Here is a 26,510-nt window from a genome sequence, read left to right on the forward strand (position 1 = left end):
GCTCCCTTTTGCTTGGTCTTCGGGATGCACTTTGAAGTCGGCTTTTAAATGTAAATCAGCATAGACTGTCACGCTTCATCGGCAGCGATAGTTCAGATCTGTTTGTTTCAGCGAGAAAGTTTTTTCCATGGATTTTTCGATTGCCGCCATCCTCGCGCAGGATGGCATCACCAGTGGTGCGATATATGCGCTACTGGCGCTGGCACTGGTGCTGGTGTTTTCTGTTACCCGCATCATTTTTATTCCTCAAGGTGAATTTGTCGCTTTCGGTGCGCTGAGTCTGGCCGCGATACAGTCGGGACAATTTCCACATTCGGCAAGCTTGTTGCTGTCATTGGGCGTGCTGTGTCTGCTCAAAGAAATTTATCAGTCTCTGCGCGCGCCGCAGCGCAGCGCGAATTTTTTACGTGCATTTTTGCCAGATACAGTAAAGCTGTTGCTGTTGCCGTTGCTGCTCTGGCTGTTGATGCGCTATCTGCCATTACAGGAATTGCCTATGCTGGTACAGGTCGTGCTGGCGCTGCTGCTGGTGATACCTATGGGGCCGATGATGTATCGTCTTGCCTATCAGCCGCTGGCTGAGGCCAGCACACTGGTTTTGCTGATTGTTTCCGTCGGGCTGCATCTGGCGCTGACCGGTCTGGGTCTGGTGATGTTCGGCGCGGAAGGCTCACGAACTACTGCTTTCAGTGACGCACAATTACAGCTAGGCTCGCTGATGATCTCAGGTCAGAGTCTGGTGGTGATTACCGTTTCTGTCACGCTGATGATCGCTTTATATTTATATTTTGAGCGCAGTTTGTCTGGCAAAGCATTGCGGGCGACTGCCGTCAATCGTCTTGGTGCGCAACTGGTCGGAATCGGTACAACGCAGGCAGGTCGTCTGGTCTTCACGCTGACTGCGGCGCTGGGTGCCTTGTGCGGCGTATTGATTGCACCAATGACGACAGTCTATTACGACAGTGGATTTCTGATCGGGCTGAAAGGATTTGTCGGGGCGATTGTCGGCGGCCTGTTCAGCTATCCGGTGGCTGCCGCTGGCGCCTTACTGGTCGGTTTGCTTGAATCTTATTCCTCGTTCTGGGCCAGTGCATATAAAGAGGTGATCGTGTTTACGCTGATTATTCCGGTGTTGCTGTGGCGTTCTCTCAGTAGTAAACACAATGACGAGGAGGAATCATGAGTCACCTCCTACGTTATGGAAAATACGTATTGCTGGTGCTGGTGTTCATTTTCCCGGCATTACCGGTTCCCGAATTCTGGATCACTTTATCGAATTACATAGGCTTGTATGCGATCGTCGCGCTGGGTCTGGTTTTGCTGACCGGTGTCGGTGGCCTGACCTCGTTCGGGCAGGCGGCGTTTGTCGGTATCGGCGCGTATGCCACTGCTTACCTGAGCACGACGGCGGGCTTATCACCGTGGCTGGGTTTGCTTGTCGGTTTGCTGATGACTGTCGTGGCAGCCCTGGCAATCGGGATGATTACGATGCGCTTATCCGGCCACTATCTGCCACTGGGGACGATCGCCTGGGGATTGTCCCTGTTTTTCCTGTTCGGCAATCTCGAATTTCTGGGGAAATACGATGGCATCAACGGCATTCCGTCGATTGCGATCTTCGACATCAGGCTTGATAGCGGCCGCAGCATGTATCTGCTGATCTGGGCCATATTGTTGCTGGCAACGCTGGCTGTACAACACCTGCTGCAGTCGCGTCCCGGTCGTGCGATACGTGCGCTCAAAGGGGGCGGTGTGATGGCGGAAGCGATGGGCGTGAATACCGCCCGCATGAAAGTCATCATCTTTGTACTGGCCGCAATGCTGGCGAGTATATCCGGCTGGTTGTATGCCCATTTACAGCGCTCCGTGAACCCGACACCGTTTGGCTTGAATGCCGGTATCGAATACTTGTTTATGGCCGTGGTAGGTGGTGCGGCGCATGTGTGGGGAGCTTTGCTGGGCTCGGCATTGCTGACCATCCTGAAAGATAAACTGCAAGCGATACTGCCTGCTTTGTTGGGCAGTAATGGTAATTTTGAAGTGATCGTTTTTGGCGTATTGCTGATTCTGTTGCTGCAAACGGCGCGTGATGGCGTCTGGCCTTATCTGCTTCGTGCAGCGAAAAATATATTCCGGCCGTGGTTGGCGACAGAACCGGCTATCGTGATCAACACTCACAGTGCGCCACTCGCCAGTCGTATTAAGCCAGCCAGTGGTAACGTGATTTTAGAGATAGCGCAGGCGCGCAAAGAGTTTGGTGGTCTGGTCGCCGTGAATGACATGCAGTTCAGCGTCAGCGCCGGACAGATTGTCGGTCTGATCGGGCCGAATGGCGCCGGTAAATCGACGATGTTCAATCTCGTAACAGGTGTGTTGCCGCTGACTAGCGGCGCGGTACGTTTTTATAGCAATGCTCAGTTACAGGACATTACAGGTTTTGCCTCCCGCGATATCGTCAGACTCGGCATCGCCCGCACGTTTCAGCATGTGCGTTTGCTGGCGAATATGAGTGTGCTGGAAAACGTGGCGATAGGAGCGCACCTGCGACACAAGCAAGGCGATGTCAGCGAAGTGTTTGCCAGTATTTTGCGTCGCGACCGCAACATCGAAGACAGCTTGCTGGCCGAAGCAGCACGCCAGCTTGAGCGGGTCGGATTAGCGCAATTAATGCATGAAGATGCGGGTAATCTGGCGCTGGGTCAGCAACGTATTTTAGAAATTGCACGTGCGCTGTGCTGCGACCCGGTTTTGCTGTTGCTTGACGAGCCTGCCGCTGGTTTGCGCTATAAGGAAAAGCAGGAACTCGCAGAGTTGTTGCGAAAATTGCGCGCCGAAGGGATGAGTATTTTGCTGGTGGAACACGATATGGATTTCGTGATGAATCTGACCGATCATCTGGTTGTGATGGAATTCGGCAGCAAAATAGCCGAAGGTTTGCCGCAAGAAATTCAACAACATCCGGCGGTATTAGAAGCGTATTTAGGTGGAATAGACTGATGACACAAGCAAATTCACAGGCAAATTCACAAGCGCTGCTGGTCACCGATCAATTGCAGGTGTTGTACGGCAAGGTCGAAGCCTTGCAGGCGACGAATATCCGGGTGGAGCGTGGACAGATCGTCACCGTCATCGGCCCGAATGGTGCCGGTAAATCAACGATGCTCAACGGCATCGCTGGCGCCTTGCCTGCCAGCGGTAGCCAGCGTGGGCAGGTCCTTTTTAACGGGCAGGATTTACGCGGCATCAGCATAGAAAAACGCGTCGCGATGGGGATGTCGCTGGTGCCGGAAAAGCGCGAATTGTTCGCCAGCATGAAAGTGGAAGACAATCTTTTGTTAGGCAGTTATCGGCGTTATCAGGCAGGGGAAAAAAACTATGCCGATCAGCTCAGCGTGGTGTTTGATTTATTTCCGCGTCTGAAGGAGCGACGCCATCAGGAAGCGGGCACCTTGTCCGGCGGCGAGCGACAGATGCTTGCGCTGGGGCGCGCACTGATGGCAAAACCGAAGTTGCTGATGCTCGATGAACCCAGCCTTGGTCTGGCGCCATTGATCGTCAAAGAAATTTTTCACATCATTCAGCGGCTCAGGCAAACCGGCGTCGCCATATTATTGGTTGAACAGAATGCCCGTGCCGCTTTACAGGTGGCCGACTATGCGTATGTGTTGGAAACCGGCGCGATTGCACTGCAAGGAAATGCTGCAGAACTCGCCAATGATCAGCGCGTGATCGATACCTATCTGGGGCTGACGAAAAAATCTCACTGATGTGGTATGAGCATAATGAGGGAATGCGATGCTATCTCATGTATTTATTGGCGTGAATGATTTCCAGCGCGCTTTTCACTTCTATTCGGGAGTGATGACTGAATTGGCATTACAACTTAAATTTTCAGAAGAAGATAAGGCGTGGGCAGGATGGGCTGCAGCCGATCAGCCGCGCCCTCTATTTTTGATCGGCAGACCATTTAATGGAGCGCCAGCCTCGGCAGGAAATGGGCAGATGATTGCCTTACTGGCGTCTGATCGCGCGATGGTCAGGCGAGTGTACGCAAAGGCGATACAGTTGGGGGCGACTTGCGAAGGTGCTCCGGGGCTGCGGCCGCAGTATCATGCAGATTACTACGGCGCATATTTTCGGGATCCGGATAGCAATAAATTATGCGTCTGTTGTCATACGCCGGAGTGACAACAGACTAACAACAGACATCACTGCGTATCCTGCATCCAGGCTTTCAGTCCGTTAACCCATTTTGCCGCCGGCAATTTCATGCTGAGTCTGATCTCTGTTGCGCGTTCATACAGCACATCGAAATCGACTGCCGGTGCCTGTTTGAAGGCGATCGCAACCGTGTTCGCATCGTGCACCATCGGTAGCCAGACGACCGCATCAAAGGCCGCATTCAAGGCGTCCAGATTCGCATTGCAATTAGCTTCGTAGTGTTCCGGGTTGCCGAATAAATTGACCGTCAGTATGCCGTCATCTGTCAGACAATCTGCGCAAGCCTGATAAAACTCCGGGCTGCCGAGTGCCGGTGCTTCGGCGGCGGCATCGTACAGATCAACCTGCATCACATCGGCTTTGCCATGATGCGCGGTATCAGTGACGTATGTCATGGCATCCATGGCGACGACATGCAGCCTGTCGTCGTTGGGTGGCAGGCGAAAATGCTGATAGCAGGCGGCGATTACATTCGGATTCAGCTCTATGGCGGTGACCTGAGCTTGCGGGAACTGACGGTAACAGAATTTGGTCAGCGCAGCAGCACCGAGTCCCAGCTGGACGATATGTTGCGGTGTCTTGTTGAACAGCAGCCACATCATCATTTGCTGCACGTATTCCAGCTCAATCTGATCCGGCATGGCCAGTCGCATGGAACCCTGTATGGCATCGGACGATAAATGCAGAGAGCGCACACCGATGAATTCGGAAATGCTGATTTCCGGATAACCGGCAATCTGGGTGGTGGCGTATAAATCGGTTGGTTTACTCATGCGGTTTTATCCTCAGGCCAGATATCCACGCCTTCTATCTCCATCATTTTTTTCCAGCTAGGGCGATTGGTGATCAGTTGCACCAGATGATTCAGTGCTGGCCATTCGGTTGCCGGATGCGGCATCTTACGTGACCAGCGCATCAATACTGTCAGATACAGATCGGCGACTGAGAATTGTGCACCGAGAAGATAAGGGCCATGCGCGTTCAGGCGTTGATCTAACTGATCCCATATTTTTTCTATACGCATCTGCAGGGCATGACGTACCTCATCGGGATGCGTTGCATAACCCAGTTCTGATGGATAAAACCAGAAACGATAAGTGGCCTGCAGATTGTGACTCAGATAAACCATCCACTGACGCCATTCATCATATTGTTCCGGCGTGCCAGCCAGACCCGCCGCCGGATGGCGCTCAGCGAGCAACATCATCAAAGCGGCCGTTTCTATATATGGCTTGCCATCGCACACCAGCGTCGGCACGACCCCGTTCGGATTCAGACGCAGGTAAGCGGGATCTTTTTGCTGATTTTTTTCAAAATCGACCAGTTGCAGTTCGTAGGGCGCACCTGTTTCCAGTAAGGCCAGATGCACCGCCATGCTGGCGGTCGCCGGAGCGTAATAAAGTGTGTACATGATTTTTCTGGGAAATCGGGCTGAGCCGGAAACTTTCGCCGGCAAACATGATTGAAATGAAGGAAGCGCTTAGTGTTGCTCACCGCAAACCGGGCAGCGCGGATTTTTTTTCATTCCTATCGTCGTCCATTCCATGCTCATCGCATCCAGCAGCAGTAAGCGGCCTTGCAGAGATTTACCCGTTTGCATGATCAGCTTCAAGGCTTCGGCTGCCTGCATGGTGCCGATGATGCCGACCAGTGGCGCAAAGACACCCATGCTGGAACACAGGATTTCCTCGAATTTCTGATCCGGTGGAAACAGACATGCATAGCAAGGCGATTCTGTATTACGCGCATCGAAGACGCTGATCTGGCCATCAAATGCAATGGCCGCACCGGAGACCAGCGGTCGTTGATATTTGACACAGGCAGCGTTCACTGCATGACGCGTGCTGAAATTGTCACAGCAATCAAGCACAATGTCCGCTTGCTGTATCAGCTCTTCGAGCCGCTGATCTTGAGCCCGTTCTTGCAGGGCGATGACATGAACATCAGGATTGATCTGTTGCAGCGCTGTCCGGCCGGATAAGACTTTCGCCATGCCGACCCGCTCAGTTGTATGCAGAATTTGTCTTTGCAGATTTGTCAGATCGACGTAGTCATTATCAACCAGGGTAAGGCTGCCGACACCGGCGCTGGCAAGATACAGAGCGGCAGGAGAGCCAAGGCCACCGGCACCGATGATCAGAACTTTGGCTTCAGTAATTTTTTTCTGGCCTTCTATGCCTATCTGTTCAAGCAGGATATGGCGCGAATAGCGCAGGAGTTGATTGTCGTTCATGAGATAAAAAAGGCCGCTGTGCAGCGGCCTTGAAGGTCTGATTATTTTTTCTTGTGATCAGATTTGCCGTCTTTGTCGGTTTTCTCTGATTTTTCCGCACCGTCTTTTGCTGCGTCTTTTGTTTCTTTCACTTCTTTTGGCTCAGTCACTTTGACCGGCAAGCCTTTCAGATGATTCAGCGCCTGCGCTAACTGGAAATCCTCTTTGCTGCCGTATTCCAGTGGTTTGCTTTTCTTGGCCAATGCCAGCAGGCGTTGTTCTTCCTCCAGCTCGTCCACTTTCGGGCGGACAACTTCTTTTTCTTTGTCGTTCGTCAGATGTTTTTGCAAATCTGCTTCACGTGCGCGGAAACTGTTGAAACCATCGCCTTCGGCTGTTTCTTCCACATTCAGATCAGGCACGATGCCTTTTGCCTGTATCGAGCGGCCATTCGGTGTGTAGTAGCGCGCAGTCGTCAGTTTGACTGCTGTATCAGCAGAAATCTGGCGTATGGTCTGCACAGAACCTTTACCGAAACTCTGAGTACCGATCACCGTTGCACGTTTGTAATCCTGCAAAGCACCGGCGACGATTTCAGATGCAGAAGCAGAACCTGTATTGATCAGCACAACCATAGGCACATTTTTAATGGCTTCCGGTAATTTGGCCAGCGGGTCACCCATTGCGCGGCCTGCATAATATTCGCGTTTGGCGTAGAAGGTTGCTTTCGAGTCTGCCAACTGTCCATTGGTGGAAACCACCGGCACGTCCTTAGGTAAAAACGCAGCGGACACACCGACGGCGCCTGGCAGTACGCCGCCCGGATCATTGCGTAAATCCAGCACCAGACCTTTGATTGCAGGGTCTTGCGCATACAAAATCTGGATTTTCTTGGCCATATCTTCAACGGTTGGCTCCTGGAATTGCGAGATGCGCAGCCATGCATAACCAGGTTCAACGATCTTGGCCTTCACACTTTGCTGTTTGATCAGTTCACGTGTGATGGTGACGATAATTGGTTTGTCTTCCGTTTTGCGGGCAATCGTCAGCGTGATTTTGGTATTCGGTTCACCACGCATTTTTTTGACGGCTTCATCGAGCGTCATGCCTTTGACTGGCAGTGAATCGAGACGCGTGATCAGATCGCCTGGTTTTAAGCCAGCACGGTAGGCAGGTGAATCTTCAATCGGTGAAACGATTTTGACATAGCCGTCTTCCATCCCGACTTCAATGCCGAGGCCGACGAATTTACCTTGTGTGCCTTCCTTTAATTCTTTAAAGGATTTCTTATCCAGATAGGCGGAGTGCGGGTCCAGCGATGCCACCATGCCAGAGATTGCTTCTGTCAGCAGTTTATTATCATCGACAGGTTCGACATAATCTGACTTGATCAGACCGAAGACATCAGCCAGCTGGCGCAATTCTTCCACTGGCAGGGGGCTGCCGGCATTTTTTTGCGCAAGAGCAGAAAACTGCATGGAAACCGCCACGCCAGCGACCATGCCCAGGCCGATTAAACCGAAATTCTTAAATTTACTGCCCATGATTCACCTAATGCCTATTTAACGACGATCCAGTTAAGTGGATCAAATGCCCGTCCCTGATGACGGATTTCAAAGTATAAACCTGATTCTTCATTGCCGCCGCTGTTACCGGCACTGGCAATAATGTCGCCCGCTTTGACGCTGTCGCCGACATGTTTCAATACTGCCTGATTATTGCCATAGATGCTCATGTATTGGTCGCCATGACCAACAATAATCATATTTCCGTAACCTTTATACCAATCTGCAAAAATGACTTTGCCCGCTGCGATGGCTTTAATTTCACTGCCTTCACCGGCTTTGATGAATAAACCTTTCCAGCTTGGACCATCGCCGCGCTTGCTGCCAAACTTCGCCAGAATTTCGCCTTTGACTGGTAGTCTTAATTGCCCTTTCAAGCGATCAAATTCTCCGGCCGGTGGTGCTTCTGACTTCGCCTGTTTCGGTGGCGGTTCATCGGCATCAATCGCATTCGGATTCGGCTTCTTACCGGCTTTCTTGTCCAGCGCCGCCTGCTTTGCTCTTTCCTTTTGCGCCGCAATTCTTTCCTGGCGCTGTTTCTCTTCCTGTTCTGCGCGCAGTTTATCGGCTTTCAACTGCTCTTCTATCAGTTGATTCAGACGTGAGACAAGATTACTCAGTCTTTGTTCATCTTTTTGCAGATTATCTGCCTGTTTTTTTTGTGCGTAGAGTTTGTTTGATAACTGTCCGACCAGCGTCGCATGTTTTTTCTTTTCTTTTTCTAACGCGATCTTGTGGTCTTTTTCTTCTTCGGCGATTTCATCGAGTTCGGCCTTGGCCTCTTGCGCATCCTGGGTATTTTTTTCCGCCGCTTTCAGACTGCTGCGCAGGCTTTCTATCATTTTGGCCTGCGTTTGCGAGACATAGCCCATGTATTGCAGATCGCGGTTAATCCGGTTCGGATTGTCGCCAGACAGCAGCAGCTTGATACGATCACTGTCGCCGTGCATGTATTGCCGGCGCAGGAATGTCGACAGTTGCTTCTTTTGCTTTTCTATCTGTGCACTTAAGGCTTGTTGTTGCTCGGTCAGTTGCCGGAGTTTTTCTTCAGTCTGCGCTTGCTCGGTCTGCAAATCGCGCAAAGACCGGTTTGCTTCCGAGATGGCTTTTTCAGACTCTGCGAGTGCATCGCTGGCCTGATCTTTGGCGCTCTCGGTCTTATTGATGTCTGTTTTTAATGCTTTCAGTTTTTGCTGCAACTCTGCACGTTCAGCTTCTGCTTTATTTTTTTGCAGGGCGCGCGAGTTACTGGCGGCAAAGCCTGATGCTGCTGTACCTGTGATAGACAGGCACAGCAGGCTGGAAAGCAAAAAGCGTGTGTGTTTTTGCATCTAGGATTACTTGGATTTACCCTGGCTGGCAACGGCTTTCAGTGCGGCTTCAATCGCCGACTGATCACCGAGGTAATAATGTCTGATCGGCTTCAGATCGGCATCCAGTTCATACACCAAAGGCTGACCGTTAGGAATATTCAGATTGACGATATCGTCGTCGCTGATGCCATCGAGCATTTTGATCAGGGCGCGCAGGCTGTTGCCGTGTGCTGAGATCAGGATACGTTTGCCAGAGCGGATCGCAGGTGCAATGCTGTCTTCCCATGCCGGTACGACGCGTGCGACTGTGTCTTTCAAACATTCTGTCAATGGGATTTGTTTGCGATCCAGACCGGCATAACGCGGATCATTGAATGATGTGCGGTCATCGTCTTCTGCCAGCGGATTTGGCGGTGTGTCATAGCTGCGGCGCCATACCAATACTTGGTCATCACCGTACTTGGCGGCAGTTTCTGCTTTGTTCAGACCTTGCAGCGCGCCATAGTGGCGCTCATTCAGGCGCCAGTCGTGCACGACTGGCAGCCACATCAGATCCATTTCATCGAGCGTGCCCCACAGCGTGCGGATTGCACGTTTGAGGACGGAAGTGTAGGCCAGGTCAAATGTCAGACCCGCTTCTTTGAGTAATTTGCCTGCCTGCGTCGCCTCGGCGACGCCTTTCGGGGTCAGGTCAACGTCGGTCCAGCCGGTGAAACGGTTATCAAGATTCCAGGTGGATTCACCGTGTCGCATTAATACGATTTTGTACATAGTGGTCAGTTTAAGTCGTGGTTAGTATGCATTTAAATATGTTCGCTGCATCTATTTTATAATGACGGGCTTCTGATAACCATTTTTACTACTGGAAACCTGTGAAATTCATTCTTGATAATATTTTTCTGATCGGTATTGCGTTGATTTCTGGTGGTGCTTTATTGCTGCCTTTGTTGCAACGCCGTGGTGCCAAAGTGTCGCAATTACAGGCGACACAATACATCAATCAGGGCAAAACGCTGGTGCTGGATGTGCGTAGCGCAGACGAATTTGCGACGGGCCATCTGCCGAATGCAAAAAATATCCCGCTGGCAGAGATCAATAATCGCTTGAAAGAAATCGAAAAGTCCAAAAATGCAGTGGTGATCACTGTCTGCGCGACGGGCGTGCGTTCTTCGAATGCCGTTTCTGTGTTGAATAAAGCCGGATTTGCGCAGGTATTCAGTCTCGATGGTGGCACCGAAGCCTGGAAAACCCAGGGTATGCCGATTGTTAAGTAAGCTGTAAAGTAGCTGGAGAAGTGTATGAAACCGCAAGTTCGTATGTATAGCACGGGCGTTTGTCCGTATTGCACGATGGCTGAACGCTTGTTGAAATCCAAGGGCGTCGAGGACATCGACAAAGTGCGCATTGATCTTGATCCTGCCGAACGCGATGCGATGATGCAGAAAACCGGGCGCCGCACGGTGCCGCAGATTTACATCGGCGACACCCATGTTGGTGGTTTTGACGATTTGTCGGCCCTTGATCGTGCCGGTAAGCTCGATGCTTTGCTGAATCCTTGAGTAGAAAATCCGGCTTTGACCGGATTTTCTACGGGCTTGCTGTTGAAGTGTCTGCGAAGTTGTGATTTTTGCAGTCTCCTTGCTACAATAAGGCGGCGCGATCTTGAAATGGCCAGAATCGGCCCTATCTGCCCATCTCGCTGTTCATTATTAATCTTTTAGAATTTTAGAAAGTCTCACATGTCTGACGAAAATCTGCAGCCCGTATTCCAAATCCAACGCGTATATCTGAAAGATTTGTCGCTTGAACAGCCAAATTCTCCAGCGATTTTCCTGGAACAAGAAGCCCCTGGCATCGAAGTTTCTGTTGATGTCGGCAATGAAAAACTGGCGGATGGCATTTTTGAATCCACAGTGACAGTGACTGTGACAGCTAAAATCGGCGACAAAGTAGCGTTCCTGGTTGAAGGCAAACAAGCGGGTATTTTTGAAGCGCGCAATATCCCTGAAGATCAGCTCGATCCATTGCTGGGTATCGGTTGCCCGAACATCATCTATCCATACCTGCGTTCTAACGTAGCGGATGCGATCACCCGCGCTGGTTTCCCACCGATTCATCTGTCGGAAATCAACTTTGAAGCCTTCTATGCGCAACGTTTGCAAATCGCAGCAGATCAGGCTAACGCAGCTGAAGCACCTGCGACTATCCAGTAATTTTCCTGATACCCGCCGGATCGCCATCTGATTGATGATCCGCGCGGGTGAAGAAAGAAGTTCATGCGCGGCTTGATTTCCATTTCTACCCTGAGTCTGTTGGCGACGCTGGTGACAGCGCCGGTGCAGGCGATGGAGTTCCGTTCGGTTGGTGCGACGCCTGTGATTATGTACGACGCGCCTTCGGTGAAGGGTGGCAAAGTCTATGTGGCGCCACGCGGCATGCCGGTGGAAGTGATTTTCACCTCGGGTGCGTGGAGTAAAGTCAGGGATATGGCGGGCGACCTGAGCTGGGTCGAATCCAAGGATCTGATTACCCGCCGCAATCTGATTGTGCGGGTTGCCAATGCGAAAATCCGCGCCAGTGCTGATGACAGTGCCGCACTGGTATTCAGCGCTGAGAAAAACGTCTTGCTGGAAATGGCCGAACCTGCTTCGGCTGGTTGGGTCAAAGTCCGGCATCGCGACGGGCAGCTTGGTTACGTGAAAGTGAACGAGGTCTGGGGTTTATAATTCCGCCCTGATCGCTGGTTTGACGGCAGTAATTCAAAAGAGGACAGCGTGCTGTCCTCTTTTTGTATGTGATGCGCAATGACGGATTGTATTTGCTGGCGTAAAGCTGGCGGAACCGATTACTGAAGACAGCCGGTATTTTAGGGCGAAATTCGCATACTCCCCCTGTTTTTATTAAAAACCCACCGATTGTCGGCATAGATAAAGGGTTTCAAAATATACTGGTGGGAGTATATTTGAGCCGTTTCTGATGATTTCCATCGTAGGTAAGAGCATGAATATCAGCGTATTAGGCGCAGGTGCCTGGGGCACAGCAGTGGCGATTGCCCTGACAGCAAAAAACAAAGTATTGATGTGGGGCCGGAATCAGGCCGCGATGCAGGAAATACAGGCGCAGTGTGAGAATGTCGTTTATCTGCCGGGGTTTCCGCTGCCAGACAATCTCGAAATCACTGCGGATTTTTCCGCTGCGATGGCGCATGTTGCGGGGAATGACAGCCTGCTGGTGATTGCGACTTCGGTATCCGGTCTGCGCCCGACTTTAGAGGCTTGCCTGCCGTATGCGCCGCAAAATGTGATCTGGCTGTGCAAAGGTTTCGAAGAGGCGACGCAGTTACTGCCGCATCAGATTGCCCGCGAAATACTGGGCGATGATGTGGCCATCGGTGCTTTGTCCGGCCCGTCGTTTGCGCAGGAAGTCGCGCAGGGATTACCTTGCGCGCTGACGATTGCTTCGACTTCTCCGGCACTCTGCCAACGTGTTGTGCAAGCCCTGCACGTCAATGCGATGCGGGTGTATTCCAGCGATGATCTGGTCGGTGTTGAAGTCGGCGGGGCAGTCAAAAATATTCTGGCGATTGCTACCGGTGTGGCTGACGGACTGGGTCTTGGCCTGAATGCGCGCGCAGCTTTGATGACGCGCGGTCTGGCAGAAATCAGTCGGCTTGGCGTTGCGCTCGGCGGTAAAGCGGAAACCCTGATGGGCCTGACTGGCGTTGGCGATTTAATTCTGACCTGCACAGGTGATTTGTCGCGTAACCGCAAAGTCGGCCTGGCGCTGGCACAAGGAAAGTCGCTCGCGGTGATTATCGAAGAGCTGGGTCATGTTGCCGAAGGCGTACGTTGCGCGCAGGCGGTGCGCAGTCTGGCAGCGCGACTGGGCGTCGATATGCCGATTACGAACGCGGTGGCGGGAGTCTTATTTGATGGCGTTTCTGCCAGAGAAATGAGTATGCGTTTGTTGGCGCGCGATTCTAAGCAGGAAGTCAGCTGAATCAATAACGGCGGCGTTGTGCTGGGTATTCCAGCACCCGCGTGATCACCGGTTCGGCAATTGCGTGGCGCTGCATCAGCTCTCTGGTTTTTGCGAATCCCAGTATGTCCAGATAGTGCAGCCCGATATCCACCAGTAGGCGTGAAATCACATCTTTGCGCCGCAATGGCTGACAATATTTGCGTAAAGCTTTACGGCGGCGGCTTCCTGGCATGACGGGCTCCGACTGGTGGCAAGAATCCAGTATAAAGCCAGCCATGCAGCTTTGCCACTATCGTGTTGTCAAATGTGCATAGATCATCAACTTGCCCTGTGTCATTGCCGTTCTGAGTGACGATCAGAGCGTGGGAAAATCGGTGGCGTTGATGAATTCAGCCAGCAGCGCTTCCAGCCCTTGCTGATCTTCTGCTGAAAAACGGTTCAGATGCGGGCTGTCGATATCAAACACACCGGCGACCTGTCCATTCACGATCACAGGAATCACGATTTCAGAATTCGATGCAGAATCACACGCGATATGTCCGGGAAACGCGTGTACATCGGCAACCAGCACTGTGCGTTTTTCCGCTGCCGCAGTACCGCAGACGCCACGCTTAAACGGAATGCGTGCGCAGGCGACTTTGCCCTGAAACGGCCCGACCAATAAATCGTATGGAAATTCTGTCATGGGGTTTTTAGCTGCTGCGCACAGATAAAACCCAGCCCAGTTCAGCCCCGTCAGGCTGTGATAAATAAAGGCTGAAAATTGCGACGCGTTGGTGCTCAGATTGCGTTCGCCTTCTAAGATGCTGCGGATCTGTTTCGCCAGTAAGGCGTAATCCGGTTGTTCACTCGCGGCCGAAGTTTCAAACATGGTGTTTTCTCTTGAAATAAAATGTCGCGCTGACTTAAGTTGAGTAAGGCACGCGCGATAAAAAATGCTCAGGCTTTATTCAGCCTTGGCCTTTAGCCTGGGTTTCGCTTTTGCTTTTGCGTTCGCTGTGGCCGGTGCCGGATGCGCTTTTGGCTTTGTGCCGGATGCCAGCTTTGTCGCATGATGTTGTGCTAAGTGGCGACCCACCTGCGAAGGCTCAACACGGAATTGCATACGCTGCCGTGTTGCCAGTGCTTTGTTTGCCATGTTGAACCTCGCAGAATGATCAGGGTCGCCGCTTACAGCACGTAGCGCGACAAGTCTTCATTAACCGACAATGCGCCGAGTCGCTCTTCAACATAGGCCGCGTCTATCGTCACCACTTTTCCGGCGTTTTCGTGTGCTGCGTAAGAGATTTCCTCCAGCAGTTTTTCCATCACAGTGTACAGCCGGCGCGCACCGATATTTTCGGTCGTTTCATTGACGGAATAAGCGATGCTGGCGAGTTTTTCCACGCCTTCCGGAGTGAAGTCCACCGCAACATCTTCGGTTGCCAGTAGTGCCTGATACTGACGTGTCAGGCAAGCGTCGGTGCTGGTCAATATGCGTTCAAAATCAGCAATCGATAAGGATTCAAGTTCGACGCGGATAGGGAAACGGCCTTGTAACTCCGGGATCAGATCCGACGGTTTGGCAAGATGGAAGGCACCGGAAGCAATGAACAGAATATGATCGGTTTTGATCATGCCATACTTGGTATTGACCGTCGTGCCCTCAACCAGCGGCAGCAAATCGCGTTGCACACCGGCGCGCGAAACTTCGGCACCACCAGTTTCTGAGCGCGATGCAATTTTATCGATTTCATCCAGAAAAACGATACCGTTCTGCTCTACGTTTCTGATCGCGTCTTGTTTCAATTCTTCTTCGTTGACCAGTTTGGCCGCTTCTTCTTCAATCAGTAATTTGAATGCTTCTTTGATTTTCAGTTTGCGGGTTTTTTTGCGGCCATTGCCCATTCCAGAGAACATGGTTTTAATTTGCTCAGTCATTTCTTCCATGCCCGGCGGTGCCATGATTTCCATGTGGGTTACTGCTTCAGCCACTTCGAGCTCGATTTCTTTGTCGTCCAGCGCGCCTTCACGCAGACGTTTGCGGAAAGTCTGGCGGGTCGCATTGTCAGCGGCTGGCGCAGCTTCACTGCCTTCAGGATGAATGCCGAAATCGCGTGCCGGTGGCAATAAGATATCGAGAATGCGGTCTTCTGCCGCATCTTCCGCGCGCAGCCGGACTTTGCGGGTCGCTGCCTCGCGCGTTTGCTTGATGCCGATATCGACCAGATCGCGGATGATGGTATCGACGTCTCGCCCTACATAGCCGACTTCGGTGAATTTAGTCGCTTCAATTTTAATGAAAGGGGCATCCGCCAGTTTTGCGAGACGACGGGCGATTTCTGTTTTGCCGACGCCTGTCGGGCCTATCATCAAAATGTTTTTTGGCGTGATTTCATGGCGTAACGGTTCTTCGACCTGCTGGCGACGCCAGCGATTGCGCAGGGCAATCGCGACTGCCCGTTTTGCTTTGGCCTGACCGACCACGTGTTTATCGAGTTCAGAGACGATCTCTTGCGGAGTCATATTCATGCTGTTTCCTATCTGCTTCTTAAATCCATACCGGCGCCGCAGGCGCTCATCGGGCATGGTGAATCAAAATTATTCCAGGGTTTCTATGGTGTGCGACAAATTGGTATAAATACACAATTCACCTGCAATCGTCAGCGACTTCTTGACGATCTCGACCGGTGACAAATCGGTATTCTCAAACAGGGCAATCGCGGCTGATTGTGCAAACGTGCCGCCGGAGCCGATCGCTCCTATGCCCTGGTTCGGTTCGAGCACATCACCATTGCCGGTGATGACCAGGGTCGTGTCTTTGTCTGCCACCAGTAGCATCGCTTCCAGGCGGCGTAACATACGGTCGGTACGCCAGTCTTTGGCGAGCTCCACCGATGCGCGCATCAGATGCCCCTGATGTTTTTCCAGTTTAGATTCAAAGCGTTCGATTAATGTGAATGCATCTGCAGTGCCGCCAGCGAAACCCGCCAGTACTTTATTGTGATACAGCTTGCGCACCTTGCGTGCTGTACCTTTCATAACGATATTGCCAAGGGTGACCTGACCATCGCCGCCGAGGGCGACAACATTGCCGCGCCGTACCGTCAGGATGGTGGTGCCGTGAAATTGTTCCATAAGGACCTCATAAATGGTTGAAACTATGTCGCGAAGCTTCGCAGGCTCGCGCCGGCAGAGATTGAAGCAGAACGAGACTGCGTACTGAGCGGATCTTGTTACGTGAGTGCTTGCTACCGCTATACTTATTTGAAAATCGTCTTTGTCAGACGGATGACAGATAGGCGCAAGAATAAAAAGCGACAACACACACGCGATGGCGCATCGGAACCAGAAAGAAAATGGGGTGTGTCGGCAGAATTACAAGAAGTCTAGTGCTTACGCAGTGAGATGCTGGCGATATTTTTTAAACCCATCGCGTTAAATAACATCATGACCAGATAATTCACTTCTTCAAACCGGATAGTCACACCGGGTTTGCCGACGATGGGTGCCAGGCCGTTTAATAACTCAGCGGAGGCGCTGAATTCCACGCGGTCAAGTTTCGAGCAATCGATGATCAAAGGCTGGTGCTGTGCTGCTTGTTCAGCAATTTTTTTCACCAGCGTGTCGACGCTGCCATCCACCATTGCAGGCATGAAGAAACGATCAGAAGGCGCTTCTTCCTCTTCATGATTGAGCTCTGGGAAGGCATCGGTGACATTATTCTGAGGTGCTTCGAACGATGGCGGAGACACTTCAAACGTAATGCAGTAATCCATGCTGGCTTCTTCGAATGCTTTTTCAAAGTGCAGCAATTGCAGAATTTCTAATAACAGCAGCCACGGGGCTTCTGTCTCGTCACGCCGCCCGACCTGCAAAATGGCGCGAATTTTATCTGTCAGGCTTTGTGCGCCGACCAGCATCAGATCATGCCCGGTCTTTTTCAGATTTTTGAGTGTCCGTAACAATAAGCCGCAGCCGACAGGATCAACTTCTTTAATTTTCGAGAAATCCAGACGCAGGCTAGGACTTTTTGCGCTCGCAATATTAATTTTTTCCAGTATTTTGACAATGGTAGCGTCAAGTTTTACCGGGAAAAGTATGCTTGGTCGGGACGCATCCTTAGGATGCGTGTCGGCTTCTGGCTGCGGTGTATTTTCAGGCCACAGCGGAGGCGAGGTTTCAAATTTGTTGGCGTAATCGAGCGAGAGGCTTTCAAATTTATGCTGATTATTCGTGATCCGGTATAAATCAAATAGCATCTGCCAGCCTATTTCGGTCGCCAGTCCAAGATGTTGGTGATGTACGGCGGCATCCAGCATTTGCTCTGCGACTTCATTTTGTCCGCTTGCAAACAAAATGGCTGCTTCTTCGAGAACCGGTACGGATTCACTATAGGCGAGTGCTGACCCCGGAATTTCTGTATTGTGGCCGAGCAGATAATCTGACGGCATCGGCATCGGCAGCGTTGTTTGAAAATCCGCTACAGGGCCACGATTTGTCAGAGGTTGTGTGTGTTCGGTGAGATCAAATTTACTGTTGCCGAGTTTTTTTGAAATATCGGTTTTGGTGATGACCGGCGGGCGCGTCTTGACGATGTCGCGCGACATTTCAAATTCTATGGCATCAATTTTTCGTTCAGTAGCACGAGCGACGTGGCGCTGGGCAATGACAGAATTGCTGAAAACCTCGCTGTCATGGAAACCTGTAATAACAGTGTTACCAGATTTAGAGCGAGCTTTTCTTGAAGAAGATTTCTCGGTGGAGCGATCTTCTTTTTTGCCACCTTTTTTACCGAAAAGAGAAAAAATCCCCACACTATTCCTAAAAAAATACGTCTTAAACGAGTGAAATTTGTACTTGCTAAGTATATTCTTAATTGAGCGTAAATAGTAAGCCGCGCTTTTCTGACTTAACAATGTTTTATTTTTTACAAAAATCAGTTTTTTAAAAATATCTTAGAGAAGTTAGCATATTAAGCTCATATACACAAAAATGGAGGCATTTAGCCTCCATTTCGCATTTAACTACGCCATCTGTGTAAATTTAATTTTACATTTCGTAACAAGGCAGAAATTAAAAACTGGTTCTGACTCCGGCGATAAAGCTTCTGCCCGGCTGCGGTACGCTTTCTCTCAATATCGAGGTGGACAGGCGTATATCCTGATTCAGCAAATTTCTGGCCATCAGGAACCAGGTAATTTGTTGTCCTTGATACGGATGAGAGTAACTCAGGTTGGCATCTGCTCTGGTGTACGAAGGTGTGACGTAATTTTCAAAACTGGCCAGTCTGTCCTGACGCTGTGCATGCAGGACATTCAGCGAGGTGCGCCAAGCCCCTTGTTTGAATCCCAAATCGAAACCAACACGTGTGGCCGGTTGCAAAGGTAAGTTTCCGAGATCAGTCAGTGTACCGCGCGAGATATCAGCAAAGGCGCGCGCAGAAAATCCTTCTCCCAAGTGGTTATAACTGATTTCCGCTTCGCCACCGCGAATCTTCGCAGTCGCCTGTGACCAGTTGCGCAAAGTGAATTCAGCGTCCGCCTGAGGGATACCTTCTCCATCTACTTTGGTGCCATCCGTATGACCATAGATATAGTTATCGACTTGATTAATAAAGGCATTCAACTTCCAGCGCAGCAATCCGGTGGATTTTTGCAGGGTGAATTCGAGATTATGCGAAATCTCTTTTTTCATGTTGATATTGCCGATATCGAACGTTGCTGTCGATTCGTGCGGACCTGCTGAATACAATTCCTCTGTTGCCGGAGCGCGTTGCGCGAGTGACAAACTCAGACCGGCACTGTAGCCCGGAGTAAATTGCCATAAACCACCGGCAGACGCGGAATACAGATTGAAGTTTCTGTGAGCGAGTGCACTGATTTCGTCTGGTTCACGGCTGACATTTTCAAGGCGTACACCTGCGCTACCAAGAACATCACCAAACTGACGTTGTTCCAGCGCGAATACCGCAACCGAGGTTGATTTGGTCGAAGGAACGGTATCAGCGCGGCCACTTGCCGCCGACAATGCTGAGAATTTGGTCTGTTCCGTCTGCAGCCCCCAACTGCCTTGCCAGCCCGACCAGTTCGCGTGCGACAGGACGATGCGACTTTCCAGCATTTTGTTTTTAAAGTTCGTGACCGGGGTGCCGTCTTCAGCTTTTTCTGTGTGTTGATAATCAGTGCCGCTGAGTTTAAATTTCAGACTATCAAAACCTTTTAGTGGCGAGTTGAGCTGGCCTTCCAGATCAAGCCTGTTCTGCCGCAGATCGATAAAGGATTTTTCTGCAGTTGGTATGCCGTAATGGTCGTTCAGAGTTTGTACCGCTGCGCCCAGATAACCCCACGATTGAATCAGCGAAGCACCGGCAGCGAGACTGTTTGAACGGGTGAAGCTGGAAGGTAGTTTGCCATCTGCTGATGCCGGATCTGACAGGTTTGCTTTACCCGGGATATCATAATTTCCGGTTTCGCGGCTGTTGCCGTCTACATGTAATCCTATGTTGCCGCTGGAACCATCTACGGAGAATGAGCCACTTTTTTCCTGATTCACTGTGCCGTATCTGAGCTCCGCTTCGCCAGTGATTTTTTTATTTAATACGGTGGGAATGCGATTGTCGATGACGTTGATCAGACCACCGATGGCACCGCTGCCGTAGAGCAAAGCCGCTGGGCCGCGCAAAATTTCGATTTGTTGCGCGGTCGAACTTTCACTGGCGACTGCGTGATCGTTTGACAGGCTGGAGACGTCGGCAACACCCATGCCGTTTTGCAGAATTTTTACCCGTGGGCCTTCCAGACCGCGGATGATAGGTCGCGATGCGCCTGCACCAAATCCTGAGGCGGATACACCGAGCTCGTTGCCCAGCGTTTCACCGAGTGAGGTGCCAATTTTTGCACGAAGCTCAGGGCCGGAAAGTATTTTTGCCGGCGTCAGTACTTGCATGTCTTCGCCATTTCCCAGTGGGTTGGAAGTGACCGTGACAGTATTGATCGCTTGTGCGTTGGCGTTGCAATGAGCAAGGGCGGAGAGGACGGCGGCTGCGGCAATAGTGCGGTGAAATTGCATGATTTTTCCTGAAACATGAAAATGAACAAAGCAGACCGCTCAGAAGAGCGATCTGAAAAAACGAGCTGAGTGCCGGATGAAATTGAATTCCGGCTGAGATTTTCAATGCTTCAGAAAGGCGGGGCGCGTGAAGAGAATGAGAGCTGTATGCTGGCCAGCCAGACGATATTGGCGGCAAAGGTGTTAATGAAGTCTGTTGTATCGATGGCCGAAAGTGTCGGCACTCTGGCATCAAGATAATCCGCAGCAACGGTCGCGTCAAATAACGCGCAGGAGTGCAGTGCTCTTTCGTCGGAATCCGAAGTGACTTGCCAGAACGTGTAACTGTTGCTGAGCGTGGTAACTTGCGCTTTGCCACCGGGCCAGCCCGCGTGTGCGAGTTTATGAGAAAGACTGACCCATTGCGCCAGCAATAAAGCGGGCAGCATCAGACACAACAGCCAGTGGCTGCTGCGTCTGTGTCTGAATGGATAAGATGAGCTCATTTGTATCGAAAACTTGACCGGATATTGCTATAGGTATTGCGTTGTAAATTGTGTTGCAAAAAGCCAACATTCTTTCCTTGATTGGCTGGTGCAAGACGCGGCTTGGATAGCTGAATATCTACAAAGTTCCTTATTGGTGCAACACTGTTGCAGTTCCTTGAGTAAAAAAAGCGTGTAACTGATCACACGCTTTTTACTTTAACGCTTTTTTGTGACAGTGGAATTAATCACCGTACAGTTTTTGTTTCATTTCGCGTCGTTGCTGAGCTTCGAGTGACAGCGTTGCTGTCGGACGTGCCAATAAGCGTGGAACGCCGATAGGCTCGCCTGTTTCTTCGCACCAGCCGTAGTCACCTTCATCGATGCTGGCGATGGATTGCTGAACTTTTTTCAGCAATTTGCGTTCGCGGTCACGGGTACGTAACTCAAGCGCATGTTCTTCTTCGATCGTGGCACGGTCTGCCGGATCGGGAACTAATACGGTTTCGCGAAGATGCTCGGTAGTTTCGTCGGCATTCTTCAATAAATCCTTTTCAAGCTGTTGCAAACGGGCCTTGAAAAATGCCAGTTGTGCAGCGTTCATATAGTCCTTCTCTCCCATCGCGAGGATTTGTTCCTCGGTGAGCAGGGCTTCGGGGGCGCTGACTGTAGCAGTCGATTTAGATGATTTAGTTGCCACTTCGCTTACTTTCGATACAACGGGTTAACACATAGAAAAAGTCTGAAACGATGAAGTTTTCAGATAATTTATCCTCCCCTTACTGATATGAAAAGCAGCATTTTTACTCATGCCACTTGCACAACAGACAATGCCTGATATCAGTAGCCCGACAGTTTATACTAAACAATGCTCCAGACCTTGAATAAATATGTCTTTTGGTAGATTTTTGCCAATAAACACCATTTTGCTTTCTTTCGTTTCTTTATCCCCCCATTTCGCGCCGACATCAGTTCCCATAATCTGATGCACGCCCTGGAAGATCACCTTACGGTCAGCACCTTGCATGTACAGCACGCCCTTATAACGCAGCATGCGCGGGCCGAACACCTGGACCAGTCCACCTAAAAATTCGTCAAGCTGCCCGGTGTTGAACGGGCGTGTGCTTTTAAACACAAATGCGGCGATATCGTCAGAATGATGGGCGTGATGATGATTATGCGCATGTTCGTGCCCGTGTTCATGTGTGCAATGTTCATCACAGTGTTCGTCATCGTGCGCATGTTCAGCATGATGTTCGTGGGAATGTTCTTCTTCACTTAGAAATTCGGGATCGAGATCCAGTTTTGCGTTCAGATTGAAGCCTTTCAGATCCAGCACTTCGGCGATGGCAATTTTGCCGAAATCGACAGTGCTGATCGGCGCACGTGGATTGATATGCATCAGACGTGAACGCAGACTCGCCAGTTGTTTGGCATCAACCAGATCCGTTTTGGACAGCAAAATTTTGTCGGCAAAGCCCACCTGACGCTGCGCTTCTTCATGTTCATCGAGTTGTTGCATACCGTGACGCGCATCAACCACGGTGACGACTGCATCAAGCATGTAGTAGGTGCCGACTTCTTCATCAACGAAGAAAGTTTGCGCAACCGGGCCGGGATTGGCCAGACCTGTGGTTTCGATAATCACGCGGTCGAAATCAATCTTGCCTTCGTTCTTTTGTTGTATCAGCTTACTGAGTGCGATGATCAGATCGCCGCGCACAGTGCAACAGATACAACCATTGTTCATTTCGACAATTTGTTCATTGCTGTCCTGAACCAGAATTTCATTGTCGATATTTTCCTGGCCGAATTCATTTTCGATCACGGCGATTTTATAGCCGTGGTTCTCCTGCAGGATGCGATTGAGCAGGGTCGTTTTTCCCGCGCCCAGAAAGCCGGTAAGAATAGTGGTTGGAATCAGTGCCATAGCGTCAGAAGGAAAAGTTAATTGGAACAGTCAGCACACCAGCCCTTGATGGTCAGCTCGATGTCATGACTTTGAAAACCGCGCCCCAGCGTTGCCTGCAGGGTCGCTTGCAATTGCTCGCGTAAAGACGCCGGTTGTTCTGCATCATCGAGACAAAACACGCGGGCGCAGCGGGTACATTTGAAATGACCATGCTGGTGCTGCGTCACGCCGCTTTTCGAATCGCCTGACTGTTCACTGCCGGTGCTGTAGCGGAACACCCGGTCATCGCCCGGAATTTTATGCGTCAATCCCGCTTCAGTCAGGCAATCCAGTGCACGGTACAAGGTGACTCTGTCCATCTCAGGCAGCGCATCCTGCACTTCCAGATGCGACAACGCACGTTTGGTATCCAGCAATACAGACAATACGCCCAGCCTCGCATCGGTAACGCGGACGCCACTGGCCCGCAACAAGTCCGAGGCCTGTGCCTGATCGCTGACGGTGTGGCTGTGATGCGCAGATTTCATATTGAATGCAGAAAAGAGTAAGCAAGAATAAGTAAGAGTAAGCAGGCATTATGCCTGAAAATGCAATTCAGTTGCAAAAGTGCGTCTGATCAAAACAACGCCAGGCAGACGTCGTGTGAACACAGCAGTGTTTCTATTCATCGTCTTGTCATATTTACTTTTTAAACTGCGCACGGTGAATCCGCTGATGCGTCTCGTTCTGCGTCCCGGATTCTTACTAAATTTGTGCGCCGCGCATCGCTGATGCCCGCGTTTTGACGTCAATTATTCTGGAATTCTACTCATGTCAGATCAACCTCAATCAGGCCGCCGTAAGGCATTAAAATTCCTCGCTGGTGCACCGTTGCTGCCGCTCGGCGCAATGTCCACTGCATCGCTGCTGTCTGCCTGTGGTGGCAGCTCGGCGGTTGCTGCGGCTCCGGCTGCTCCTGTGGCGAATTTTGTTTCTGCAGATTTCACTGCAATGGCTGCGCCAACGTTGACGAATGCCGCCGCGATGGCAACGACGACAGTGGCTTCCAGCCTGAACGTGACGTTTAGCGACAACTCCACACAAACCTACAAACTGGCTTATCAGCCATTTTTCCTGACCGGTGACATGGTACCGAACGGTAACGGCGGCACAGTGTTGGCCGGTGGTTACTACGACATCAATAACAAGCCGATTATTGACGCGACCGTTGCGGGCAAAGAACGTCAATATTTCTCAGATTCGCCGGATGGCACTTCCCTGTTATCGTTGCCGAATCCGACAGTGACAGGCATCAAAGGCAAAGCAGTATTTGCGGTGGTGCAGTTCGAATACACAACCTGGGCGCAAGATGGTAAAACCGATATGTACGGTAAATTGCCTTCACCTATCGCTGTCCTGACACTGGATCAGGATCAGACAACCGGTAAATTGAGCCTGGTGAAATACCATAACGTCGATACATCCAAAGCCAATGGTTTGTGGATTACCTGCGGTTCCAGCCTGTCGCCGTGGGACACACATCTGTCGAGCGAAGAGTATGAACCAGATGCGTTCACGATTTCGTCGAACGCGATGTTCGCGGCATACAGCACCAATTTGTTTGGTGACGCAACGAAAGCAAATCCGTACCACTATGGTCATTTGCCAGAAGTGACAGTCAATCCTGATGGCACTGGCTCGATCAAAAAACACTATTGCCTGGGTCGTATTTCGCATGAACTGATACAGGTTTTCCCGGATAACCGCACGGCATTGATGGGTGACGATGCAACGAATGGCGGCTTGTTTATTTTCGTGGCAGACAAAGAAAAAGACCTGTCTTCCGGTTCTTTGTATGTGGCTAAAATCGGTGCGGGTTTCTCACTCGATACTGCAGCTGCCGGTGCGTCACTGAGCTGGATTAAACTCGGCTCCGCGACCAGTGCAGAAATCGAAGCACTGGCAAACAAGCTGAAACCAACTGACATCATGGATGTGGCCAATACCGATCCAAAAGATGCGACTTACACCAAGATTTATATCAGTGGAAAAATCCAGTGGGTACGCGTCAAAGCTGGTATGGAAAAAGCAGCGGCGTTCCTCGAAACCCATCGTTATGCGGCGTTGATGGGCGGCAGTATGGCCTTGACGAAGCTTGAAGGCACGACCGTCAATGCCAAAGACAAGATTGCTTATTCTGCTTTGCAAAACATGCAAAGTTCCATGGTGCGCGGTAATGCGGCCTGGAACGAAGCATTCGGCGTGACCTTAGAAAAAGCCTTGAACGCAGGCGGTATTCTGGCGCATACGCTGGCGGGCGGTCAGAAAGATACTTCTGGTGCGGCCATCAACAGTGAATGGGTACCGACTGTCACTAAAACATTGCTGATCGGTGAAGATATTGCGGCGGATGCTTTGGGCAATACTGCGAATCCGGAAAAAATCGGCGCGCCGGATAATCTGAAATTCTCCGAAAAACTGCGCACCTTGTTTATCGGCGAAGACAGCAGCTATCACGTCAACAACTTCCTGTGGGCTTACAACGTCGACACCAAAAAGCTGACCCGCGTTGCATCCATGCCTGCCGGTGCCGAGGCAACTGGTTTGTCGGTGGTGGATAATCTGAATGGCTGGACCTACATCACCAGCAATTTCCAGCACGCTGGCGATTGGGGCAGTATCCACAATATCGTTAAGCCTACACTCGATCCGTTGGTGCGGGCGAACTACAAAGATCGTTTCGCTTCTGCGGTTGGCTATCTGACTGCCGACGTCAGCAGTGTCAAACTGGCGAAATAATTTCTGATGAATGCACTTCCGGCGCAGATCTGACCGGAAGTGCGACGCAGGTTTGAATGAAAAAGGGCAGATGATTCTGCCCTTTTTTACGTCTGAATATACTGGGGGGAGTATATCGGGATGCCCTTATTCTATAAGGACATCAGCGGTATTCATGGCTCAATAACGGGGAGTATCTGCTCTCTGTGTTTGAGCGCTCATCTAAAAACGAGCGCTCGTTGCAGCGCGGTTGATCTGCAGACAAATCAATCAAGAAAATCCGCATATTCTTTTTGCGCATAGCCTTTTAAATTTTGCCATGGCAGCTTAGTGCTGAGCGGAGCTTGCAGTTTGACGTCAACGCGGCGGAAGAAAGTACCGGCTTTATCACCGCTTTCGATGATCAGCGGAATTTGTTTTTGCTCATCCCACAATACTCTCTGGAAATTGCCATTCATTTCGCGTTCACGCCATTGTGCGCCGCTGACGGTCGATGCCTTCTTTGATAGCGGCATGGCTTTGACGAGCTTAGGATCAAGCAGATAAAACGCGTTTTCCCACGAGCCATCGAAGTTCACATTGTCGTATTCGGAAACAGGAATAGCGATAATTTCTTTATCTTTCGTGTTCACGAATTCGATCTGGGTTTTATTATTTTCCTGGAACACATGGCGCGGAAGCACCACATGATTGAAGTGTTTGTGCTTGGCTTCTTTCGCGTTGCCAGCATTATTTTTCTTGTTGGTTTTCTCGTCAGCATGATCACCGTCTGCGTGGTCATGCATACCGGCTGGCAAAACGCGGGCGATCCAGACGTGTTTGGCGCGGCGTAACAAGGTTTCTTCGTAACGTGCTTCGCGTGTCACACCTTCTGGTGTTAACACACGACTGTAATTTTGTATCCGGATATCCAGATCCGGCGCCGCTGACTCAGGCGTCGCTGGCGCTGCCATCGCAAAATGGCTGACGGTAAGGGGCAGGGTCAGGCTCAGTGCGGCGATAAGGTGCTTGAATTTCATTTTTAAATAAGACTTT

At 50.9% G+C, this 26,510-nt stretch carries 28 protein-coding genes; 10 read left to right on the plus strand and 18 right to left on the minus strand.

The window, feature by feature from the left end:
* Positions 1-127: 127 nt before the first annotated feature.
* The 4 genes from H8K38_RS08415 to H8K38_RS08430 are packed head-to-tail and all read left to right on the plus strand — an operon-like array spanning position 128 to position 4,188.
* On the plus strand, positions 128-1,183 hold the full coding sequence (locus H8K38_RS08415; RefSeq protein WP_186884373.1) for a branched-chain amino acid ABC transporter permease: 1,056 nt from the start codon (positions 128-130) through the stop codon (positions 1,181-1,183).
* Positions 1,180-2,997 (plus strand): ATP-binding cassette domain-containing protein, encoded by a 1,818-nt coding sequence (locus tag H8K38_RS08420; protein ID WP_186884374.1) that lies wholly within the window; start codon positions 1,180-1,182, stop codon positions 2,995-2,997. The genes H8K38_RS08415 and H8K38_RS08420 overlap by 4 nt, the downstream gene beginning before the upstream one ends.
* The gene (locus H8K38_RS08425) at positions 2,997-3,767 is read left to right on the plus strand and encodes an ABC transporter ATP-binding protein (protein WP_186884375.1); all 771 of its coding nucleotides are present in this window, start codon (positions 2,997-2,999) and stop codon (positions 3,765-3,767) included. The genes H8K38_RS08420 and H8K38_RS08425 overlap by 1 nt, the downstream gene beginning before the upstream one ends.
* Positions 3,768-3,795: 28 nt before the next feature.
* Positions 3,796-4,188, plus strand: a complete 393-nt coding sequence (locus H8K38_RS08430) for a VOC family protein (protein WP_186884376.1) — start codon at positions 3,796-3,798, stop codon at positions 4,186-4,188.
* 20 nt (positions 4,189-4,208) lie between these two features.
* Here H8K38_RS08430 and H8K38_RS08435 read toward each other — a convergent pair whose 3' ends face one another.
* The 6 genes from H8K38_RS08435 to gpmA all read right to left on the minus strand — a co-directional run bounded on the left by H8K38_RS08435 (position 4,209) and on the right by gpmA (position 10,082).
* Positions 4,209-4,994 (minus strand): spermidine synthase, encoded by a 786-nt coding sequence (locus H8K38_RS08435; protein ID WP_186884377.1) that lies wholly within the window; start codon positions 4,992-4,994, stop codon positions 4,209-4,211.
* Complete coding sequence (locus H8K38_RS08440; protein WP_186884378.1) at positions 4,991-5,632, minus strand: glutathione S-transferase family protein; 642 nt, start codon at positions 5,630-5,632, stop codon at positions 4,991-4,993. Before H8K38_RS08440 ends, H8K38_RS08435 begins: the two co-directional genes overlap by 4 nt.
* Before the next feature lie 69 nt (positions 5,633-5,701).
* A complete protein-coding gene (locus H8K38_RS08445; protein WP_186884379.1) occupies positions 5,702-6,454 on the minus strand; it encodes a molybdopterin-synthase adenylyltransferase MoeB in 753 nt (250 codons plus the stop codon).
* 41 nt (positions 6,455-6,495) lie between these two features.
* The gene (locus H8K38_RS08450) at positions 6,496-7,977 is read right to left on the minus strand and encodes a S41 family peptidase (RefSeq protein ID WP_186884380.1); all 1,482 of its coding nucleotides are present in this window, start codon (positions 7,975-7,977) and stop codon (positions 6,496-6,498) included.
* Positions 7,978-7,991: 14 nt separating this feature from the next.
* Positions 7,992-9,329 carry a murein hydrolase activator EnvC gene (locus tag H8K38_RS08455; protein ID WP_186884381.1) on the minus strand — a complete coding sequence of 446 codons (1,338 nt, stop codon included), beginning with the start codon at positions 9,327-9,329 and terminating at the stop codon, positions 7,992-7,994.
* A 6-nt stretch (positions 9,330-9,335) separates the two neighbouring features.
* Complete coding sequence (gene gpmA, locus H8K38_RS08460) at positions 9,336-10,082, minus strand: 2,3-diphosphoglycerate-dependent phosphoglycerate mutase (protein ID WP_186884382.1); 747 nt, start codon at positions 10,080-10,082, stop codon at positions 9,336-9,338.
* Positions 10,083-10,183: 101 nt separating this feature from the next.
* Here gpmA and H8K38_RS08465 point away from each other — a divergent pair, with 101 nt between their 5' ends.
* The 5 genes from H8K38_RS08465 to H8K38_RS08485 all read left to right on the plus strand — a co-directional run bounded on the left by H8K38_RS08465 (position 10,184) and on the right by H8K38_RS08485 (position 13,310).
* Positions 10,184-10,585: a rhodanese-like domain-containing protein gene (locus H8K38_RS08465; protein ID WP_186884383.1), complete on the plus strand. Its 402-nt coding sequence runs from the start codon at positions 10,184-10,186 to the stop codon at positions 10,583-10,585.
* Between the two features lie 24 nt (positions 10,586-10,609).
* A complete protein-coding gene (grxC, locus tag H8K38_RS08470) occupies positions 10,610-10,870 on the plus strand; it encodes a glutaredoxin 3 (RefSeq protein WP_186884384.1) in 261 nt (86 codons plus the stop codon).
* Positions 10,871-11,050: 180 nt separating this feature from the next.
* Positions 11,051-11,524 carry a protein-export chaperone SecB gene (secB, locus tag H8K38_RS08475; RefSeq protein ID WP_186884385.1) on the plus strand — a complete coding sequence of 158 codons (474 nt, stop codon included), beginning with the start codon at positions 11,051-11,053 and terminating at the stop codon, positions 11,522-11,524.
* A gap of 63 nt (positions 11,525-11,587) precedes the next feature.
* Positions 11,588-12,037, plus strand: coding sequence for an SH3 domain-containing protein (locus H8K38_RS08480; protein ID WP_186884386.1), 450 nt, complete (start codon positions 11,588-11,590; stop codon positions 12,035-12,037).
* A 274-nt stretch (positions 12,038-12,311) separates the two neighbouring features.
* A complete protein-coding gene (locus H8K38_RS08485; RefSeq protein ID WP_186884600.1) occupies positions 12,312-13,310 on the plus strand; it encodes an NAD(P)H-dependent glycerol-3-phosphate dehydrogenase in 999 nt (332 codons plus the stop codon).
* A 1-nt stretch (position 13,311) separates the two neighbouring features.
* Here H8K38_RS08485 and H8K38_RS08490 read toward each other — a convergent pair whose 3' ends face one another.
* The 11 genes from H8K38_RS08490 to H8K38_RS08540 all read right to left on the minus strand — a co-directional run bounded on the left by H8K38_RS08490 (position 13,312) and on the right by H8K38_RS08540 (position 23,245).
* Complete coding sequence (locus tag H8K38_RS08490; RefSeq protein ID WP_186884387.1) at positions 13,312-13,524, minus strand: hypothetical protein; 213 nt, start codon at positions 13,522-13,524, stop codon at positions 13,312-13,314.
* A 123-nt stretch (positions 13,525-13,647) separates the two neighbouring features.
* Positions 13,648-14,163 carry a GAF domain-containing protein gene (locus tag H8K38_RS08495; protein ID WP_186884388.1) on the minus strand — a complete coding sequence of 172 codons (516 nt, stop codon included), beginning with the start codon at positions 14,161-14,163 and terminating at the stop codon, positions 13,648-13,650.
* Between the two features lie 75 nt (positions 14,164-14,238).
* The gene (locus H8K38_RS08500; protein ID WP_186884389.1) at positions 14,239-14,430 is read right to left on the minus strand and encodes a hypothetical protein; all 192 of its coding nucleotides are present in this window, start codon (positions 14,428-14,430) and stop codon (positions 14,239-14,241) included.
* A 32-nt stretch (positions 14,431-14,462) separates the two neighbouring features.
* Positions 14,463-15,803: an ATP-dependent protease ATPase subunit HslU gene (hslU, locus tag H8K38_RS08505; protein WP_186884390.1), complete on the minus strand. Its 1,341-nt coding sequence runs from the start codon at positions 15,801-15,803 to the stop codon at positions 14,463-14,465.
* A 69-nt stretch (positions 15,804-15,872) separates the two neighbouring features.
* Positions 15,873-16,409, minus strand: a complete 537-nt coding sequence (gene hslV, locus H8K38_RS08510) for an ATP-dependent protease subunit HslV (RefSeq protein ID WP_186884391.1) — start codon at positions 16,407-16,409, stop codon at positions 15,873-15,875.
* A gap of 251 nt (positions 16,410-16,660) precedes the next feature.
* Positions 16,661-18,088 carry a hypothetical protein gene (locus H8K38_RS08515; protein WP_186884392.1) on the minus strand — a complete coding sequence of 476 codons (1,428 nt, stop codon included), beginning with the start codon at positions 18,086-18,088 and terminating at the stop codon, positions 16,661-16,663.
* Between the two features lie 259 nt (positions 18,089-18,347).
* Positions 18,348-20,342 carry a TonB-dependent receptor gene (locus tag H8K38_RS08520; protein WP_186884393.1) on the minus strand — a complete coding sequence of 665 codons (1,995 nt, stop codon included), beginning with the start codon at positions 20,340-20,342 and terminating at the stop codon, positions 18,348-18,350.
* A gap of 110 nt (positions 20,343-20,452) precedes the next feature.
* A complete protein-coding gene (locus tag H8K38_RS08525) occupies positions 20,453-20,827 on the minus strand; it encodes a hypothetical protein (RefSeq protein WP_186884394.1) in 375 nt (124 codons plus the stop codon).
* Positions 20,828-21,050: 223 nt separating this feature from the next.
* Positions 21,051-21,455, minus strand: a complete 405-nt coding sequence (gene dksA, locus H8K38_RS08530; RefSeq protein ID WP_186884601.1) for an RNA polymerase-binding protein DksA — start codon at positions 21,453-21,455, stop codon at positions 21,051-21,053.
* A 207-nt stretch (positions 21,456-21,662) separates the two neighbouring features.
* Positions 21,663-22,736, minus strand: a complete 1,074-nt coding sequence (locus H8K38_RS08535; RefSeq protein ID WP_186884395.1) for a GTP-binding protein — start codon at positions 22,734-22,736, stop codon at positions 21,663-21,665.
* A gap of 17 nt (positions 22,737-22,753) precedes the next feature.
* Complete coding sequence (locus H8K38_RS08540; RefSeq protein WP_186884396.1) at positions 22,754-23,245, minus strand: Fur family transcriptional regulator; 492 nt, start codon at positions 23,243-23,245, stop codon at positions 22,754-22,756.
* Positions 23,246-23,528: 283 nt separating this feature from the next.
* Here H8K38_RS08540 and H8K38_RS08545 point away from each other — a divergent pair, with 283 nt between their 5' ends.
* Positions 23,529-25,496 (plus strand): PhoX family phosphatase, encoded by a 1,968-nt coding sequence (locus tag H8K38_RS08545; RefSeq protein WP_186884397.1) that lies wholly within the window; start codon positions 23,529-23,531, stop codon positions 25,494-25,496.
* A 245-nt stretch (positions 25,497-25,741) separates the two neighbouring features.
* Here the strand turns inward: H8K38_RS08545 and H8K38_RS08550 are convergent, their stop codons facing one another.
* Positions 25,742-26,494: a hypothetical protein gene (locus H8K38_RS08550; protein ID WP_186884398.1), complete on the minus strand. Its 753-nt coding sequence runs from the start codon at positions 26,492-26,494 to the stop codon at positions 25,742-25,744.
* Positions 26,495-26,510: the final 16 nt, after the last annotated feature.

Origin of the sequence: Undibacterium sp. FT79W (assembly GCF_014284215.1) — a bacterium.
GTDB classification, from domain to species: domain Bacteria; phylum Pseudomonadota; class Gammaproteobacteria; order Burkholderiales; family Burkholderiaceae_D; genus Undibacterium; species Undibacterium aquatile.

What these genes read in the sequence shown, in the direction of transcription:
- H8K38_RS08500 (WP_186884389.1), bottom strand. Translation starts at nt 14,430, where the DNA reads ATGGCAAACAAAGCACTGGCAACACGGCAGCGTATGCAATTCCGTGTT.
- H8K38_RS08490 (WP_186884387.1), bottom strand. Translation starts at nt 13,524, where the DNA reads ATGCCAGGAAGCCGCCGCCGTAAAGCTTTACGCAAATATTGTCAGCCA.
- H8K38_RS08450 (WP_186884380.1), bottom strand. Translation starts at nt 7,977, where the DNA reads ATGGGCAGTAAATTTAAGAATTTCGGTTTAATCGGCCTGGGCATGGTC.
- H8K38_RS08550 (WP_186884398.1), bottom strand. Translation starts at nt 26,494, where the DNA reads ATGAAATTCAAGCACCTTATCGCCGCACTGAGCCTGACCCTGCCCCTT.
- H8K38_RS08430 (WP_186884376.1), top strand. Translation starts at nt 3,796, where the DNA reads ATGCTATCTCATGTATTTATTGGCGTGAATGATTTCCAGCGCGCTTTT.
- H8K38_RS08455 (WP_186884381.1), bottom strand. Translation starts at nt 9,329, where the DNA reads ATGCAAAAACACACACGCTTTTTGCTTTCCAGCCTGCTGTGCCTGTCT.
- H8K38_RS08535 (WP_186884395.1), bottom strand. Translation starts at nt 22,736, where the DNA reads ATGGCACTGATTCCAACCACTATTCTTACCGGCTTTCTGGGCGCGGGA.
- H8K38_RS08435 (WP_186884377.1), bottom strand. Translation starts at nt 4,994, where the DNA reads ATGAGTAAACCAACCGATTTATACGCCACCACCCAGATTGCCGGTTAT.
- secB (WP_186884385.1), top strand. Translation starts at nt 11,051, where the DNA reads ATGTCTGACGAAAATCTGCAGCCCGTATTCCAAATCCAACGCGTATAT.
- hslV (WP_186884391.1), bottom strand. Translation starts at nt 16,409, where the DNA reads ATGGAACAATTTCACGGCACCACCATCCTGACGGTACGGCGCGGCAAT.
- grxC (WP_186884384.1), top strand. Translation starts at nt 10,610, where the DNA reads ATGAAACCGCAAGTTCGTATGTATAGCACGGGCGTTTGTCCGTATTGC.
- H8K38_RS08495 (WP_186884388.1), bottom strand. Translation starts at nt 14,163, where the DNA reads ATGTTTGAAACTTCGGCCGCGAGTGAACAACCGGATTACGCCTTACTG.
- H8K38_RS08425 (WP_186884375.1), top strand. Translation starts at nt 2,997, where the DNA reads ATGACACAAGCAAATTCACAGGCAAATTCACAAGCGCTGCTGGTCACC.
- H8K38_RS08540 (WP_186884396.1), bottom strand. Translation starts at nt 23,245, where the DNA reads ATGAAATCTGCGCATCACAGCCACACCGTCAGCGATCAGGCACAGGCC.
- hslU (WP_186884390.1), bottom strand. Translation starts at nt 15,803, where the DNA reads ATGAATATGACTCCGCAAGAGATCGTCTCTGAACTCGATAAACACGTG.
- gpmA (WP_186884382.1), bottom strand. Translation starts at nt 10,082, where the DNA reads ATGTACAAAATCGTATTAATGCGACACGGTGAATCCACCTGGAATCTT.
- H8K38_RS08420 (WP_186884374.1), top strand. Translation starts at nt 1,180, where the DNA reads ATGAGTCACCTCCTACGTTATGGAAAATACGTATTGCTGGTGCTGGTG.
- H8K38_RS08485 (WP_186884600.1), top strand. Translation starts at nt 12,312, where the DNA reads ATGAATATCAGCGTATTAGGCGCAGGTGCCTGGGGCACAGCAGTGGCG.
- H8K38_RS08525 (WP_186884394.1), bottom strand. Translation starts at nt 20,827, where the DNA reads ATGAGCTCATCTTATCCATTCAGACACAGACGCAGCAGCCACTGGCTG.
- H8K38_RS08480 (WP_186884386.1), top strand. Translation starts at nt 11,588, where the DNA reads ATGCGCGGCTTGATTTCCATTTCTACCCTGAGTCTGTTGGCGACGCTG.
- H8K38_RS08445 (WP_186884379.1), bottom strand. Translation starts at nt 6,454, where the DNA reads ATGAACGACAATCAACTCCTGCGCTATTCGCGCCATATCCTGCTTGAA.
- H8K38_RS08440 (WP_186884378.1), bottom strand. Translation starts at nt 5,632, where the DNA reads ATGTACACACTTTATTACGCTCCGGCGACCGCCAGCATGGCGGTGCAT.
- H8K38_RS08415 (WP_186884373.1), top strand. Translation starts at nt 128, where the DNA reads ATGGATTTTTCGATTGCCGCCATCCTCGCGCAGGATGGCATCACCAGT.
- H8K38_RS08545 (WP_186884397.1), top strand. Translation starts at nt 23,529, where the DNA reads ATGTCAGATCAACCTCAATCAGGCCGCCGTAAGGCATTAAAATTCCTC.
- H8K38_RS08520 (WP_186884393.1), bottom strand. Translation starts at nt 20,342, where the DNA reads ATGCAATTTCACCGCACTATTGCCGCAGCCGCCGTCCTCTCCGCCCTT.